At 65.5% G+C, this 16,814-nt stretch carries 12 protein-coding genes and 1 riboswitch; of the genes, 6 read left to right on the forward strand and 6 right to left on the reverse strand.

Translation table 11 applies throughout. The features are described from left to right. Positions 1-11: 11 nt before the first annotated feature. The 3 genes from ACFPPB_RS14360 to ACFPPB_RS14370 all read right to left on the reverse strand — a co-directional run bounded on the left by ACFPPB_RS14360 (position 12) and on the right by ACFPPB_RS14370 (position 3,792). On the reverse strand, positions 12-1,805 hold the full coding sequence (locus ACFPPB_RS14360) for a cation:proton antiporter (RefSeq protein WP_377328250.1): 1,794 nt from the start codon (positions 1,803-1,805) through the stop codon (positions 12-14). 77 nt (positions 1,806-1,882) lie between these two features. Then, complete coding sequence (locus ACFPPB_RS14365; protein ID WP_377328252.1) at positions 1,883-3,382, reverse strand: YifB family Mg chelatase-like AAA ATPase; 1,500 nt, start codon at positions 3,380-3,382, stop codon at positions 1,883-1,885. Between the two features lie 152 nt (positions 3,383-3,534). Then, positions 3,535-3,792 carry an accessory factor UbiK family protein gene (locus tag ACFPPB_RS14370; protein ID WP_077442975.1) on the reverse strand — a complete coding sequence of 86 codons (258 nt, stop codon included), beginning with the start codon at positions 3,790-3,792 and terminating at the stop codon, positions 3,535-3,537. Between the two features lie 184 nt (positions 3,793-3,976). On the opposite strand from ACFPPB_RS14370, the gene glnK reads away from it, so the two are divergent. The 4 genes from glnK (at position 3,977) to ACFPPB_RS14390 (ending at position 11,978) form a co-directional block, all read left to right on the forward strand. Then, positions 3,977-4,315: a P-II family nitrogen regulator gene (glnK, locus tag ACFPPB_RS14375; RefSeq protein WP_377328254.1), complete on the forward strand. Its 339-nt coding sequence runs from the start codon at positions 3,977-3,979 to the stop codon at positions 4,313-4,315. Between the two features lie 144 nt (positions 4,316-4,459). Further along, a riboswitch (cobalamin riboswitch) is annotated at positions 4,460-4,674 on the forward strand. 154 nt (positions 4,675-4,828) lie between these two features. Beyond that, a complete protein-coding gene (locus ACFPPB_RS14380) occupies positions 4,829-7,327 on the forward strand; it encodes a ribonucleoside-diphosphate reductase subunit alpha (RefSeq protein ID WP_377328256.1) in 2,499 nt (832 codons plus the stop codon). Between the two features lie 113 nt (positions 7,328-7,440). Then, the gene (locus tag ACFPPB_RS14385; protein WP_377328258.1) at positions 7,441-8,466 is read left to right on the forward strand and encodes a ribonucleotide-diphosphate reductase subunit beta; all 1,026 of its coding nucleotides are present in this window, start codon (positions 7,441-7,443) and stop codon (positions 8,464-8,466) included. 266 nt (positions 8,467-8,732) lie between these two features. After that, positions 8,733-11,978: a TonB-dependent receptor gene (locus tag ACFPPB_RS14390; protein WP_377328260.1), complete on the forward strand. Its 3,246-nt coding sequence runs from the start codon at positions 8,733-8,735 to the stop codon at positions 11,976-11,978. Positions 11,979-12,131: 153 nt separating this feature from the next. Here the strand turns inward: ACFPPB_RS14390 and ACFPPB_RS14395 are convergent, their stop codons facing one another. The 3 genes from ACFPPB_RS14395 to ACFPPB_RS14405 all read right to left on the reverse strand — a co-directional run bounded on the left by ACFPPB_RS14395 (position 12,132) and on the right by ACFPPB_RS14405 (position 15,324). After that, a complete protein-coding gene (locus ACFPPB_RS14395) occupies positions 12,132-12,998 on the reverse strand; it encodes a transporter (protein ID WP_377328262.1) in 867 nt (288 codons plus the stop codon). A gap of 79 nt (positions 12,999-13,077) precedes the next feature. Beyond that, on the reverse strand, positions 13,078-13,851 hold the full coding sequence (locus tag ACFPPB_RS14400; RefSeq protein ID WP_377328264.1) for a hypothetical protein: 774 nt from the start codon (positions 13,849-13,851) through the stop codon (positions 13,078-13,080). A gap of 213 nt (positions 13,852-14,064) precedes the next feature. Beyond that, positions 14,065-15,324, reverse strand: coding sequence for a S8 family serine peptidase (locus ACFPPB_RS14405; protein ID WP_377328266.1), 1,260 nt, complete (start codon positions 15,322-15,324; stop codon positions 14,065-14,067). A 128-nt stretch (positions 15,325-15,452) separates the two neighbouring features. Between ACFPPB_RS14405 and ACFPPB_RS14410 the strand changes: the two genes are divergently transcribed. Together ACFPPB_RS14410 and ACFPPB_RS14415 are read left to right on the forward strand one after the other, a co-directional pair. Further along, positions 15,453-15,941 (forward strand): RNA polymerase sigma factor, encoded by a 489-nt coding sequence (locus ACFPPB_RS14410; RefSeq protein ID WP_377328268.1) that lies wholly within the window; start codon positions 15,453-15,455, stop codon positions 15,939-15,941. Then, positions 15,938-16,687: an anti-sigma factor family protein gene (locus tag ACFPPB_RS14415; protein WP_377328270.1), complete on the forward strand. Its 750-nt coding sequence runs from the start codon at positions 15,938-15,940 to the stop codon at positions 16,685-16,687. Before ACFPPB_RS14410 ends, ACFPPB_RS14415 begins: the two co-directional genes overlap by 4 nt. The last annotated feature ends 127 nt before the right edge of the window (positions 16,688-16,814 follow it).

Below are 16,814 nucleotides of genomic sequence, written 5' to 3' on the forward strand. Positions count from 1 at the left end.
TGGTTGCGCGATCAGACGGCGAGGGGCTGTGGGGGCACCAGTGCGATCACCGTCCAGCCCGGCTTCGGCTCCAGTTCGCGCTTGGTCGAGGCAACCCGCAACGCACCTTTCTCCTCGACTCCGAACATCAACACGCTGTTCGAGCCGTATTGCTCCACGAAATGCGGCCAGTCGAAGGTGGCGCTCAACTTGGTTGACTTGACCCGCCAGCCCTGTTCGAGCATCTGCGCGAAACGTCCATGCGTCATTTCCTCGTCGAACAGAGGTGGCGCCAGCAGGTAGTCGGACAGCGCCACCCGATCGGTGTTTTCCTGCGGCGTCAGATTGCGCAGCCGATAGACCTTGTCGCGACCGAACTCCTCGCGGTAGTGCACGCAGGCCAGCGAGTTGCGCTCGCGATGGGTCGACACCGCCAGCAGGCGGCCGATGCCGGTGAGATCGAGATGGCGCTCCGCATGCGGCGATGCCGGATTGCCGAAGAACGTGGCAAGCCCGTCCATGCGTGCCCGACGGATGCCGTCCCAGTCGTCGTCGGCGAGCATCACGTGAAAACCCGCTTCGCTCAATACCTTGCCCAGCGCCCGGGCCACCTCGTCGGAGCCGAAGATCAGCAGTCCGCGCGGCTCCGGCTCGGCCACCTTCAGCCAGATCGCCAGCGGGCGCGCCGTGGCGCTCTGCAGGACCACCGTGCCGATGATCAAGATGAATATCAAAGGCACCAGCGCCTCGGCACCGGCCACTCCCAGCGCACCCAGGCGCAGCGCGAACAGCGCCGACACCGACGCCGCCACGATGCCGCGCGGCGCCACCCAGCCGATCAGCGTGCGCTCGCGCCAGTTCAGTCCGCTGCCGAAGCTCGATATCGCCACCGTCAGCGGCCGCACCACCAGTTGTGCGATCACGAACAAGGCGATGCCCGCGCCGAGCATGCCGTCCGGCAGCGGCCAGTGCAGGCGCGCCGCCAGCAGGATGAACAGCAGCGACACCAGCACCGTGGTGAGGCTTTCCTTGAAATCGAGAATGTCGTCGATATGCACGCCGCGGATGTTGCCCAGCGCGATGCCCATGATCGTCACCGCCAGCAGTCCCGATTCATGCGTCAGCGCGTTGGAAACGCTGAAGGCCAGCAGTACCGCGGCCAGCACGGCGTAGTTGTGCAGGTACTCCGGAATCAGCTGCCGGCGCAACAGAAACGCCGTCAGCCACGCACTCAGCGAGCCGATCACCGCCCCGCAACTTATCGTGGCGAGGAAGATGCCGATGGTGTGGCCTTCCTGGCGCGACACGATGGCTTCGTAGATCAGCACCGCGAACAGAGCACCGAGCGGATCGATCACGATGCCTTCCCAGCGCAGCGTATTGGCGATGCGCACATTCGGCCGCAGCGTGCGCAGCATCGGCGCGTTTACCGTCGGCCCGGTCACGCAGGCCAGCGCACCGAACAGCAGCGCGATCGGCCAGGTCAGGCCGGCGACGAGATGAGCCGCCAGCGCCAGCAGCAGCAACGCGGTCACCGCGCCGTAACTGACCAGGCCACGGACCACATGGCCGATGCCCGGCAGCTCGTGGAAACGCAGGGTCAGGCTGCCCTCGAACAGGATCAGCGCCACCGACAGCGACACCATCGGGAACAGCAAGTTACCCAGCAACTTGTCCGGATCGAGCACGCCGCTGACCGGGCCCAGCACGATGCCGGCCAGCAGCAGAAACAGGATCGCCGGCAGCTTGACCCGCCATGCCAGCCATTGCGCCAGGAAGCCGATCATCAGCATGCCGGCGAGCATCAGTCCGAGCTCGATAGTCATGGCAGTCCTCGGCTATATCCCGGTCTTATCGAAACATGCGCTGGCTGAGGCGTCCAGCCGGTCGAGGCGACTGTCGTTCAGATCCGCCGGTATTGCAGCGCCTCGGCCAGATGCTCGCGCTCCAGCAAGGCCGCGCCGCCGTCGAGGTCGGCGATCGTGCGCGCGACCCGCAATACCCGGTGATAGGCGCGTGCCGACAAACCCAGCTGCTGCAGTGCAGCTTCGAACCAGCGCCGTTCGGCCGGTCCCAGCGCGCAATCGCGCTCCAGTTCGCGCGTGCTGATTTCCGCGTTCGGCCGCCCGGCCCGCATCAGTGCTTGCCGGCGCGCCTCCAACACGCGCGCGCGTACCGTGGCCGAATCCTCATCCCGTCCGCTTCGCGGCGAACCCAGATCGACCAGCGGCACCTGCGGCACCTCCACGCAAAGATCGATGCGATCGAGCAGCGGCCCGGAGATGCGCGAGCGGTAACGCTGGATCTGATCCGGTGTGCATTGGCATCGCCGGCTGGGATCGCCGGCATAACCGCATGGACACGGATTCATCGCCGCTACCAGCTGGAACTGGGCGGGGAACGTCGACTGCCGCGCCGCCCGCGAGATCATGATGTGGCCCGATTCCATCGGTTCGCGCAGCACTTCCAGCACGTGCCGGCTGAACTCCGGCAATTCGTCGAGGAACAGCACGCCGTTGTGCGCCAGCGAGATCTCGCCCGGACGCGGGTACGAGCCGCCGCCCACCAGGGCCACCGCCGACGCCGTGTGGTGCGGCGAGCGGAACGGCCGCCGCCGCCAGCGCGCCAGATCGGTGATTTGCCCGGCCACCGACCACACGGCGCAGGTTTCCAGCGCCTCCGATTCGGACAGTGGCGGCAGAATGCCCGGCAGACGCTCGGCCAGCATGGTCTTGCCGGTGCCCGGCGGCCCCATCAGCAACAGATGGTGGCCGCCGACGGCGGTGATCTCCAGCGCGCGGCGCGCCTGCAGCTGGCCGCGTACATCGCTCAGGTCGGGACCGTCGTCGGCGCCTCCGTTGCTGGGAATGCCCACCGGGGCGGACAGCTCGTGCGCACCGCGCAACCAGCCGCATACTTCGGCCAGCGTATCGGCCACCCGGACATCCACGTCGGGCACCAGCGCGGCTTCGGCTGCGTTTTCGCGCGGCACCACCACGCGCCGGCCGCGTGCGCGTGCGCGCAAAAGCGCGGGCAGCACACCGGAGACACGGCGCAGGATACCGGTCAGGGCCAGTTCGCCGAGGAATTCGCAGTCGTCCAGCTTCTCGCGCGGCACCTGCCCGCTGGCGGCGAGAATGCCCAGCGCGATCGGCAAATCGAACCGGCCACCGTCCTTGGGCAGCTCGGCCGGTGCCAGGTTCACGGTGACGCGGCGGTTGGGATATTCGAAAGCGGTGTTCTGGATCGCCACACGCACGCGATCGCGCGCCTCGCGCACCGCGGCCTCGGGCAGGCCGACGATATTGGTGGCGGGCAGGCCGCCGGAAAGATGCACCTCGACCATCACCTGCGGTGCGGCGATCCCTTCCTGGGCGCGGCTGAGGGTGACGGCAAGACTCATGCGGCCGCTGGCCGATGGCGCACGGAAAAGGAGTCGCTGATATGCACTGACATCGAGCGACTCCATCTGCGGTGCTGATAAATAACCGCCCCCGATCGTTTCTCGGGGTGAGGGTGACAGATCGGGGGCGGCTCCCGGGAGGTCGGTTGTTGCTAGCCCCCGCGTGCAGCTACGGCGGCCTCGAGTTCGGCCACCCGTCGTTCCAATTCGTCGACCTTGGCGCGGGTACGCGCCAGCACTTGCGTCTGGACTTCGAATTCTTCGCGGGTGACCAGATCGAGGCGGCGCAATCCCTGCGCCAAAACATCCTGGAAATTGGCTCGCAAATCCTGTTGCGCCTGTGCCAGTCCTGGCGGTACCAACGACACAAGTCGCAGGGCAATCTGATCGATATCCTGCCTATCCATCATGGATAGCGCCTCAAGCTCGTCGACATGAAGTTTAGGTGAATGAAAATCATGGCCGCCATCGGTACGCTCCGTCAAAAGTTGTAGGGATTGTCCTACACAGCTGCCGCTCAGGCGACAACACCGCGTCGGGCAGGCAGAATGCAGCTCTTATCGTGTCGATATCTGTCGATTCAAGGAAAAGCCCATGAAGCTGGTCGTGGCGATCATCAAGCCATTCAAGCTGGACGATGTACGCGAAGCGCTGGCCGAGGTCGGCGTGCAGGGCGTGACGGTGACCGAAGTGAAAGGCTTCGGCCGCCAGAAGGGCCACACCGAGCTGTACCGGGGTGCCGAATACGTGGTCGATTTCCTGCCCAAGATCAAGCTGGAGGTGGCGATCGCCGACGATCAGCTCGATCGCGTGGTGGAAGCGATCCAGCACTCCGCGCGCACCGGCAAGATCGGCGACGGCAAGATCTTCGTCAGCACACTGGAACAGGTGATCCGGATCCGCACCGGCGAACTGGACCACGACGCGCTTTGACGCGCCGGGATCCCCGCCTGATCCGCCGGATTCCCGGCCGCCATCAAAAAAATGCATCCCCGCCAAGCCCGCGCCGCAGCTTGCGGCATACGACTTATCCCCCGACTTACACACAATCTGTTGGGTTGACCGTGCCCATGGCACCCGATATGTTGTGTCGTCGGTGCCCGTCCAGACGCGATCGTCGGTCGGGCTTAAAAGGGAATCCGGTGTAAATCCGGAACTGCCCCGCAGCGGTAAAGCGGAAACGAAAGCGCCCACATGCACTGGCCCTCGGCGGCTGGGAAGCGGGTGCAACTAGGCGGATCGCAAGATCCATGTCCGCAAGTCCGAAGACCTGCCGGCACATCGGGACGATCGTGTCCCGGTGCGTAGTGATGGCTTCCGCGGGGAGGCACGTCGCAATGTGATGGGCCGCATGACGGCCTGCATTGCGAACCGCCCCGGAATCCATCGCTTCAGGCCCTGCGCGCGGGAGCAGGTGTTTGATGTCCATGCCGGGAGCCACCAGCCATGCAACCCCTCGATACCGCAGCCCGCGAGCGCGCCACCGCTCGCGTCGACCCATCCGTCACCGCAGCAGTCGCCACCGGACCGGCCGCACCGTCCGCGCCCGAAACCGCCTTCGAGCTGACCCCGTCCCACAATCCGTCCCAAATGCACGTGACCAAGCGCAACGGCGGCCGGGAAATCGTCGACGTCAACAAGATCGTGCGTGCGGTGACCCGCAGCAGCGAAGGCCTGCATGGCGTCGATCCGCTGCGGGTGGCGCTGAAGACGATTGGCGGCCTGTACGACGGCGCCACCACGCAGGAGCTGGATCAGCTGTCGATCCGCACCGCCGCCGCGCTGACCGCCGAGGAGCCCGAATACGGCCAGCTCGCCGCGCGCCTGCTTGGCGCCTACATCGACAAGGAAGTCAGCGGCCAGGAAATCCAGAGCTTTTCGCAGTCGATCGCGCGCGGCGCGGAACTGGGCATCCTCAATGCGCGCCTGCGCGATTTCGTCGCCACCAACGCGCGCAAGTTGAACGATGCGATCGATCCGCTAGCCACGCGCCGCTTCGAATACTTCGGCCTGCGCACGGTGTACGACCGCTACCTGCTGCGCCATCCGCAGCAGCGTTTCGTGATCGAGACGCCGCAGCATTTTTTCATGCGCATCGCCTGCGCACTCGGCGGCAACGAGATCGGCGAAACACTTGAACTCTATCGGCTGCTGTCGTCGCTGGAATACATCGCCAGCTCGCCCACGCTGTTCAACGCCGGCACCCTCCACGAGCAGCTCAGTTCGTGCTATCTGCTCGATTCGCCGGTGGATTCGCTGGAGTCGATCTACGACAAGTACGCCGACGTCGCCAAGCTCAGCAAGTTTGCCGGCGGCATCGGCCTGGCTTACTCGCGCGTGCGTTCGCGCGGCTCGCTGATCAAGGGTACCAACGGACACTCGAACGGCCTGCTGCCGTGGCTGAAGACGCTGGATGCGTCGGTGGCCGCGGTGAACCAGGGCGGCAAGCGCAAGGGCGCGGCCTGCGTGTACCTGGAGTCGTGGCATGCCGACATCGAGGATTTTCTCGAGCTGCGCGACAACACCGGCGACGACGCGCGCCGCGCGCACAACCTCAACATCGCGAACTGGATCCCCGACGAGTTCATGCGCCGGGTCGAGAGCGATGGCGACTGGTCGCTGTTCGACCCGAAGGTGATGCCGCAGCTGGTCGACAGCTGGGGTGACACATTTGACCGTTTGTACCGCGAGGTGGAGGCCGACGGCCTGGCCGTGAAGACGGTGAAGGCGCGCGAACTCTACGCCCGCATGATGCGCACGCTGGCGCAGACCGGCAACGGCTGGATGACGTTCAAGGATCGCTGCAACGCCACCAGCAACCAGACCGCCCATGCCGACAATGTGATCCACCTGTCCAACCTGTGCACCGAGATCCTCGAAGTGAGCTCGGCCAGCGAGACGGCCGTGTGCAACCTCGGCTCGGTGAACCTGGCACGGCACGTGATCGGCGCCGCCGATGGAAGCCACGCATTCGATTTCGAGCAGCTCGCCTCGACCGTGCGTACCGCGGTGCGCCAGCTCAACCGGGTGGTCGATCTGAATTTCTATCCGATCGACACCGCACGCACCGCGAACCTGAAGTGGCGCCCGGTCGGCCTGGGCGTGATGGGTTTGCAGGACGTGTTCTTCAAACTGCGCCTGCCGTTCGATTCGACCGAAGCACTGGCGTTGTCCACCCGCATCGCCGAGGAGATCTATTTCCATGCCTTGTCGATGTCGACCGAGCTGGCCGAGGTCGAAGGCGCGCACCCCGGCTTCGCGGAAAGCCGCGCGGCGAACGGCGAGCTGCAGTTCGACTACTGGTCGAACGCCGCCCCGCACGACATTGCACGCTGGAATGCCTTGCGCGAACGGATCAAGCAGCACGGCCTGCGCAACTCGCTGCTGATCGCGATCGCACCGACCGCCACGATCGCCTCGATCGCCGGCTGCTACGAATGCATCGAACCGCAAGTCAGCAACCTGTTCAAGCGCGAGACGCTGTCCGGCGACTTCCTGCAGGTGAACCGCTACCTCGCCGACGAACTGAAAACGCTGGGACTGTGGACGCAGGAAATCCGCGATGCGATCAAGCTGGCCGAGGGCTCGATCCAGGGCATCCTCGCCGTTCCGGAACGGCTGCGCGCGATCTACCGCACGGTGTGGGAGCTGCCGCAGAAAGCGCTGATCGAACTGGCCGCCGCACGCGGTGCCTACATCGACCAGAGCCAGTCGCTGAATCTGTTCATGGAAAACCCGAACATCGGCCAGCTCAGCTCGATGTACATGTACGCGTGGAAGGCCGGCATCAAGACCACGTACTACTTGCGCTCGAGACCGGCGACGAAGATCGCCAAGACCACGGTGTCGGCGGACAGGACCGTACTCCTGGTGGATCAGGCGCAAGCCAATGCCGCGGTGTTCTGTTCACTGGAGAATCCCGAGTATTGCGAGGCTTGCCAGTAGGGCCATGCTCGTCATCCCAGCGAGGCGCTTCTCAACAGCGGAGCTGGTCAAGCTGGGATGACGGCAAAAACCATTCGCGCCGCATCGGCTGCGAAACCATGCAAGGAACCACTATGTCCGCCCAACCCACTCGCAACGCCCACATCCTCGATCCAGGTTTCGAGCTCACGCTCCGACCGATGCGCTACCCCGGCTTCTACGAGATGTACCGCAACGCGATCAAGAACACCTGGACCGTCGAGGAAGTCGATTTCTCGATGGACACGCGCGACCTCGACGCGAAGATGTCCGCGGCCGATCGCCATCTGATCCAGCGGCTGGTCGCGTTCTTCGCCACCGGCGACACCATCGTGTCGAACAACCTGGTGTTGAACCTGTACCAGCACATCAATGCGCCGGAAGCACGCATGTACCTGTCGCGCCAGTTGTACGAGGAAGCGCTGCACGTGCAGTTCTACCTCACCTTGCTCGACACCTACATTCCCGATCCGGCCGAGCGCAACGGCGCGTTCGCGGCGATCGAGACGATTCCGTCGATCCGGCAGAAGGGTGCGTTCTGCTTCAAGTGGATCGATTCGATCCAGGGCCTTCGCCGACTGGAAACGCGCGAGCATCGCCGCCAGTTCCTGCTCAACCTGATCTGTTTCGCCGCCTGCATCGAAGGGCTGTTCTTCTACGCCGCGTTCGCCTATGTCTACTACCTGCGCTCACGAGGCCTGCTGCACGGCCTCGCGGCCGGCACCAACTGGGTGTTCCGCGACGAGAGCGGGCACATGGCCTTCGCCTTCGAGGTGGTGCGCACCGTGCGCGAACAGGAGCCGGATCTATTCGACGACGCCATGCGCGCGCAGGTCGGGAAAATGATGGAAGACGCGATCGCCTGTGAAACGCAATTCGCCGAGGATGTACTGGCCGGCGGCGTGGTCGGCATGTCGGTGAAGGACATGCGCCAGTACCTCGAATACTGCGCCGATCAGCGCCTGGCCCAGCTCGACATGCCGAAGAAATACGGCGCGAGGAATCCGTTCGACTTCATGGACCTGCAGGACGTGCAGGAGGTCGCCAACTTCTTCGAGCGCCGCGTCTCGGCATATCAGGTCGGCGTGCAGGGCGAGGTGGCGTTCGACATGGCGTTCTGAGTTTGACGTCGCCGGCAAGCGTGCTGGCTCACGGAACGCGGCGCCTATTCCGACCTATCATGCCACCGCGGCCGGGGGCCATTCGGTTGTCATAAAAACCGGTCTAGAATCTCGGCTGGCTCGGACGATCCCGGCTGTTTCGCCGCTGTTGTCCGTCGATTGCCAGCGGGAATGCATCCACGATCCGGCCAAGGGGACAAGACGCCGGCGGGGTTTCTCGTGCGAGGAGGCATTGCCGTTCCGTCACCACATCAAAAGGACCCTCGATGACACATTCAATCCGCATACGGGCACTGCCGATCGCCATCGCCGCACTGCTCGCCATGGCACCTCTCGCCGCGCAGAACGTCACCACCTCGGGCGTCAACGGCCGCGTGCTGGACGCCGAGGGCCAGCCGGTCGCCGGTGCCACGGTGACCATCCTGCATGAGCCTTCCGGCACGACCAAGGCGGTGACCACCGATGCCGACGGTCGTTATGCGGCGCTAGGTCTGCGCGTCGGCGGTCCGTTCGACATCAGCGCCAGCAAGCCCGGCATGGCGCCCGTCGAGCAAGGCAATGTCTACCTGCAGCTGGGTCAGCCTTCCTCGATCAACCTGAGCATGGGCACCAGCGTGCAGAACGCGAAGGAACTGGCCGGCGTCACCGTGAGCGCCTCCTCGCTGGCGCAGACGTTCTCCTCGGACAACAAGGGGCTGTCGACCAACATCTCGCAGCGGCAGCTGCAGGCCACGCCGCAGGGCAACCGCTCGATCGACGATGTGGCGCGGCTGGATCCGCGCATTACCGTGCTCGACCAGGGCGTGGGCGCGATCTCCGCCAACGGCATGAACAACCGCTACAACAACATCAGCGTCGACGGCGTGACCCAGGGCGATCCGTTCGGCCTCAACGCCAATGGCCTGCCGTACCAGAAGGCGCCCATTTCGCCGGAGACGATCGCCGAGTACAACATCTCCACCGCCAACTTCGACGTCATTTCCGACACCGTCGGCGCCGACATCAACGCGGTCACCAAGTCGGGCACCAACCAGTACCACGGCTCGGTGTACTACGCGTATCGCAATGCCCGCAAGCTGGTCGGCGATGCCGGCTGGCTGCCCAGCAGCGACCACGGCTACACCTACCACGGCTATGGCAAGGACTGGACCGGCGGCTTCAACGTCGGCGGCCCGATCGTCAAGGACAAGCTGTTCTTCTTCGTCTCCGCCGAACACGAGAAAACCACCGGCATCGGCGCCGATTCGGCCAACGGCCTGGATTATTCGCTGGGCCAGGGGCCCTCGACCAGCAACAAGGTGTCGCCGGGCGACCTGCAGAAAGTGATCGCAGCGGCCAAGCAGCTCGGCCTCACCCCAGGCAACTTCGGCGGCCCGACCGGGTTGACCTACGACGACAAGCGCTACCTCGGCAAGATCGACTGGAACATCAGCAACGACCATCGCGCCAGCTTCACCTACCAGAACACCAAGGAGCTGCTGCCCGCGGTGGGCGGCAACAGCCCGAACAGCGTGGGCCTGACCAGCTACACCTATACCAAGACGATCACCACCAACAACTACGTGGCCCACGTATTCGACGACTGGACCGACAGCTTCTCCACCGAAGCCAAGATCGGCTTCCAGAAGTACGTGCAGGACACCGCTGCGCCGTGGCGACAGCCGGCCGTCAACGTGAACCTTTCGGCGGACGGCAAGGGGCCGTCGATCAATCTCGGCGAGGAACAGTTCCGCCACTACAACCACATCGATACCCAGAAGCTCAGTTTCTTCCTCGCCGGCACGTATATCCTCGGCGACCACGCGATCAAGGGCGGCATCGACTACCAGCGCAACAAGATCGACAACCTGTTCGGCCAGACCGAATTCGGCCAGTACAATTTCTGGGGCATCAGCAACTTCCTGGCCGGCAACTACAACAAGTACGTGCTGTATCACCCCGCGCCGGGCTACACGCTCGCCGATATCGCCGGCAAGTGGACCTACAGCCAGTACAGCCCGTTTCTGCAGGACACCTGGCAGGTCGACGACAAGCTGTCGGTGCAGTACGGCGTGCGCGTGGACATTCCGCATTCCAGTGCCCAGCCGGTGTACAACGCGCGCTTCGCGCAGGCGTTCGGCTATCCCAACAACTACACGGTGGGCTCGAGCAACCGCGTGGTCGAACCGCGGCTGTCGTTCAACTATCTGTTCGACAGCAGCTACAAGACCCAGCTGCGCGGCGGTGTCGGCTTGTTCCAGACCTCGCCGCCGACGGTGTGGATGACCAACCCGTTCCAGAACAACGGCGTCACGCTGACCTCGTACACCTCGTTCAATCCGGCCAGCGCCCCGTTCAGTCCGGACCCTTTGAACCAGAACATCCCCGCGGGCGGCGGCGCCGGCTCGATCGACACCATCGCCAAGAATTTCCGCCTGCCCACCGTGTGGAAGGCCAGCCTGGCGCTGGACCGCGAACTGCCGTGGTGGGGTCTGATCGCTTCGGCCGAGTACGAGCACATCAAGGTACGCGACGGCATTCTGTACCAGGCGATCAACTTCGGCGCGCCGACCGGCACGCTGCCCGACGGCCGCCTGCAGTTCTGGAAGACGCCGGGTGAAGCCCCCAAGTCGGCCGATGCGCTGGCCAACCAGAACCGTGCGTTCAGCACAGCGTCGACCCTGCTCACCAACACCCACAAGGGCAAGTCGGACAGCTTCACGCTGGCGCTGCGCAAGCCGTTCTCGGACAGCCTTTCGGGCAACGTCAGCCTGACCTTCAACCACGCCACCGACGTCGATCCGGGCACCGACACCATCGCCTACAACGGCTACCAGCGCGTGGCGCGGCTGAATCCGAACGCCGACGTCGCGGCGACCTCGAACTACAGCATCGCCAAGAGCTTCAAGGCCGCGCTGACCTGGCAGCACAATTTCTTCGGCGACTACCGCAGCCAGGTGTCGATGTTCTACAACGGGCGCACCGGCAACCCCTACACCTGGGTGTTCGCCAACGATGCCAACGGCGACAGCGTCGCCGGCTGGGACCCCGCCTACATTCCGTCGGCAAACGATCCGAAGGTGGCGTATGCCGCTGGCACCAGTGCGCAGGTGATCCAGCAGTTCCAGAACTTCCTGGCCAGCGATTCCTACCTGCGCGACCACCGCGGACAGATCGCCAGCCGCAACGGCGACCGCACCGGCTGGGTCAACACGCTGGACATGAGTTTCTCGCAGGAGCTGCCCGGCATTTTCAAGGGCAACAAGGGCGAGTTGCGGCTGGACGTGTACAACTTCCTCAACCTGATGAACAAGGACTGGGGCAAGTCGAGCAACACCGGCATCTACCCCACGCGCACGCTGGCCAGCTACGCGGGCGTGAATGCGCAGGGCCAGTACGTCTACTCGCTGCCTACCGACAAGAACGGGAACTATCAGCCGCAGCAACTGCAGGTCTACGACGGCGGTTTCTACGACCCCAGCCGCGTGGTGTCGCGCTGGTCGGCGATGCTGACGCTGCGATATACGTTCTGATCGCGCCGTTCAGCCGGTGCGGCGCGTGAAAAACCGGTGCTTATCTGTCCGGCCGTTCCGTGTGTCCGTCGATTTCCAGATTGACACAAGAGCCCCTGATCGGAGATCAGGGGCTCTTGTACCGGTGCCCGGCCGAGATCCCGACGGATACCGTCAGAAGCTGTACTTCAGCGACGCCCCCGCGCCGTAGTCCGGGCTGCCGTTAGCGAAGCCGCCCAGCGCGTAGGCCTGCACGCGCAGGCTGTCGCTGAGCTTGTGGTTCCAGTAACCGGTGAGCTCGCTCTGAGGGGCGCCGCCGGCGGCGATCCGCTCGCGGTAGTAGTAGTACGCACCGATGCTGTCGCTGGTGCTCAGCTTGTAGTCGGCACCGATGTTCGCATTGAAGCCGTTCTTCAGCTGGATGTATTGCGAGCTGCCGTACTTCATCCAGCCCACGCCGCCGAACGCCGTCCACGCGCCGCTCACCTTGTAGCTATCCAGCGACAGACCGTAGTCGTTCTTGCCGGTACCCAGACCCTTGTTCTCGTCGGCGGTGCCGAACTTCACCTTGCCGGTGAGATCCAGCCCGAACGTGCGGTCGGCACTGCCGAACAGCTCGTAGCCGGCCGACGCCGTGATGTCGCCCAGGCCCGAGGCCGAACCGCTGGTCGTCGTCGACGCCGTGCCGCCGGTGGACGAACCGCCGCAGGCATGGATCGCGCCGCCGACCGCACGGCCCACGCCGCGGCACAACGGATTGTTGTTCTTCACCTTGCCCACGCCCGGGATCACGTTGCCCGGACCGCTGACATTGATGTATGGCACGGTGAGCTTGAACGTCCAGCGATCGCTCTGGTACGCCGCGGTCACCGGCACCGACCAGATGTCGGTGGTGGTGTCGGTGCCGTACTTGCCGCTGCTGTAATCGGCACCGGCGGACAGGCTGAACTGGTCGCTGCCGGGCGTGGTGGCGGCACGGGCCGCCGGTGCACCGATCAGCAGCAGGCCGCCGACGATCATCCAGTGTTGTGGGTTACGCATGTAAGGGTTTCCTTGCAGATGATGAAATGGCAGCAGGCCCAGCGTCACACCGGGCCTGCATGAACTACGACTCTCGGACTCAGCCGCCCGGGCGGCCGACGCGGCTGGGGTGATCCGGGAGCTGCGGACGATCCGGCAGCGTGGGCAGCGTGGGCTTGCCCGCAAAGTCCGGCTTGCCCACGAAATCGGGCTTGCCCGGGTGGTCGGTCGCGCTCGGATGATCGGTCATGTGGCTTCGGCCAAACACGACCTTGTCGACCGACACGTTTGCATGCGCATGCGCGCTGGCGGAAACGCTGCCGGCAGCTTTCGGCGAACGCATCACGTCGCCCAGCTTGAAGCCCATGCTGTTGGCGATCTGGCCCCAGCCTTCGCCGGCGGCGCGCAAGGCCAGCACGCCCTTGAGGTCGACGCTGGTGCCGTCGGCCAGCACCAGCGTACCGCCGTTGAGCGCGGCCTCGAGTTCGGCCGCGGTCGGGTCGGTGATGCCGGCCTGGGTCAGACTGGCCTCGGCCAGCGACAGCGCGATCTTCACATTGCCGTAGCCCAGCTTGCCGGTGGCCGGCGTGAACGTCGTCGTGGTGGTCGTCGTGCCGGTGGTGGTGCCGGCCGTGGTATCGGTCAACGTGATCGCGGTGCCGTTGCGCAACCCGGTGACCAGCGCCTGCGAGTTCGCGTCCGAATCGGCGAAGCTGGTGAACTCCGTGCTCAGCCGGGTCGATTCCTGGTTGGGGTTGGTCGATGTGGTGCTTGTGCCGGACGTCGTCGTGCTCTGCGCCATGGCCGGCGCAGCGGCCAATCCGGCCAACACGGCGGCGCAAACGAGCGTGAGTGTGAGGTGTCGGATTTTCATTGCTCTCTCCTATGGGATGCCACAAAGGCGAATTACTGAGAAGGGCACATCACGGTCATCGCCAAGGCAAAGACTCCTGCGATCAAGGTCATGTCGAAAGTGGTGTTTCGCATGCGGAAGCCTTATGCCCGCGGTGGATCCGCGGCTTGCCAGGTCCATTACGCCCGGAACCCCGGGATCCTTCCCTGTAGTCGAATCGCGTTCGGAATGTGTTCAGGGAGAAAGCAGGCCGTAGCCGTAGCGCGTATCGCGGCCTGGAGGCCCGAGGTCGCGGGCCACGGCGGCCAGACGCTGCACGATCTGCGCAGCCGCGCCCTGACGCGGCGCATCAAGCAACTGGGCGGCCCTTCGCGCCACGATCGGCGCCGCGAACGACGTACCGCGCAGCGCGTCGCGGCCGCGTCCGACCACGCCGGATGCGCAGAAGGCCACCTGGTCGCCGCTGCCGGACTCAGGCAGCACGCGATCGTGCTCATCGACCCCGCTGACGCCGATCACGCCGGAGTAGGCCGCCGGGAACAAGGGCGGCGCCGCAGGGCCGTCGTTGCCAACCGCGCTGACCAGCACGTGGCCACGCGCGATCATTGCCCGCACCGCGCGTGCGAGCACCGGATTGTCCGGGCCGACCAGGCTGATGTTGATCACCGGCACACGTTCGCGCGCCATCCACGCGAGCGCGTTCACCAGGCTCGAAGTGGCGCCGCCGACTTGGCCGGCGCACCACAGGTCCGCTGCGTAAAGCGTGTCGGGATCGCCATCGACGAGGCGCGCGGCCACCGCGGTGCCATGCCTCGACACGGTGGTCGTCCCGCAGCCATGTTGCTCGATGCGTGCGCGTGCCAGTGCCGGATCGGCCAGGTCAACGCCGCCGTCGATCAGTCCGACGCGGCGCGGCGCGGCGGCGGACGGCCCGGTCGCCGACGCGCTGCCCTGGCGGAGATCGCCGCCGCCCGCGGACAGATAGAGATGCTGGTAGGCGAAGGTGACTTTCGGCGCCGCCCGCTGCAGCGCCTGCAGTGCTTCGATCTCGCTGCGTCCACGCGTGTCGTGCAGGACCACCATGTCCAGCCCCAGCGTCGCGTCCGCCGACACCTGACTGTCTGCGGTGAATCCCTGTGCCTGCACTGCACGAAGTTGCCCGCCCGCAAGACCCAGCGCGAGGAATTCACCACGCAGCACCGGCTCGCCGTGAGGATCCACCGTCACCCGCCTGGGTTCCTCGCGCAGCAGGATACCGATCTGCGACTGTCGCGTGACGGCCGGCGTCTGGTGCACCAGATCGTCGACGTGCTGGGCCGCCGCGGCAGGAAGCGTAACGGGCACGTGGGGCATGGTGGGCATGCCTCCGCGGGGAACGTGCACCTCGGGCAAACCCCGCGGCGGACCGCGCAGCTGCGCCCGCGCAGGCGCCGTGCCGCCCATGGCCAGCGCGATGGACAGCAAGGGAATCAGCACGGAAATCGGGCGCTGCATCGGCATCGTGGGACCGGTCGGTAGTCGAAGGTCAGAATGCTAGCATTGGCTCACTTTATGCTCCCGAACCGCGCTGTTGCTCGCGAGGGAAGGAATCGTGCCCTTCAAACGTAATGGAAAGGCGATACGTGGATCCGAGTCTGGTCGTGCGCGAAGGATTGATCCCGCTGCTGCCGCGTCTGCGCCGCCTTGCGAGGGCGTTGACGGGACAGGTCGACGATGCCGACGACCTGGTGCAGATCGTGCTGGAACGGGCCATGACCCGGGCGGCGCAATGGCGACCGGATGCGGCGCTGGACAAGTGGGTGTTCGCGATCGCGCGCAACGCCTGGCGGGACGAGCTGCGCGCCCGCGGAAGATCGCAACGCCTGTTCGCGGGCGAGGAGGCCGGCGTCATGGCTGTCGACGGAAACAGTGGACCCGCACGGAAGCTGGAGCTGGCCGCAGCACTGGCTTCCCTGCCGCCAGATCATCGTGAAGTAGTGGCCCTGGTGCTGGTCGAGGGTTTGTCGTACGGCGAGGCCGCCGAGCTGTTGCAAGTACCCGTGGGAACCGTCACCAGCCGCCTGGCGCGCGCCCGCTCCACTTTGCAGTCTTATCTTGGAAACGATACATGAACCCGATCGACGACGACACATTGCAGGCTTACGTGGACGGCGAGCTGGACGCGACAAAAGCCGCGCAAATCGACGCCGCGCTGGTGCACGACGATCTGCTTCGCCGCCGCGTGCAGCAGGCGCGCGCCCTGCGCGCGCAGCTGAAGGCAGCGTTCGACCCGGTGCTCGACGAGGCGGTGCCGGCACGCCTGTCGGCACAGTTGCGGCCGGCACCTGCGCAAGCGTCGAGGCTGGCAACACCGCCGGCCCGGTCCGCGGGCCGGCGGGGATTCGGCACAGGCCGGCGCAGCGCGTCCCGCCGCTGGTGGAAGCCGGTCGCGGCAGCGACCGCGTCGGTCGCGGTGCTGGCCGTAACGCTGTGGTGGCATGCTGGCGGAACACTGCTGCACGACGACCGGCAATACGCCACGGCTCCCTTGTCCGACGCGCTTGACCGGGCGCTGGCGAGCGAGCCCGATCCGCGCGCCGCGGTCAGCATCGGCCTGAGTTTCCGCAGTACCGATGGACACATCTGCCGCACCTTCATCGAACGCGCCAAGCCTACGATGGCCGGCCTGGCTTGCCATGACGATGAGGGCTGGCGGCTGTCCGTACTCACGGCGGCCAAACAACCTGAAGACGGCGAACTGCGGCAGGCCGCCAGCGGCATGCCCCCCGCCGTCCAGACAGCGGTCGACGCGCGCATCCGCGGCGAGGCCTTCGATGCCCGGCACGAGCGCGCGGCGCGCGACGCCGACTGGCGTTAAGGATGCTCTGATCAATTCTACGTAGGCGGCATGATGTCCAGAAGGCGCGCAGGGTGTGTTGCGCGGCGCAGGGAAGACTGGCCGTCTTGCCAAGCTGCGCGGCGCAGCCTGCGCGCCTTCTGGACAT

The organism is Rhodanobacter terrae (assembly GCF_042657005.1).
GTDB classification, from domain to species: domain Bacteria; phylum Pseudomonadota; class Gammaproteobacteria; order Xanthomonadales; family Rhodanobacteraceae; genus Rhodanobacter; species Rhodanobacter terrae.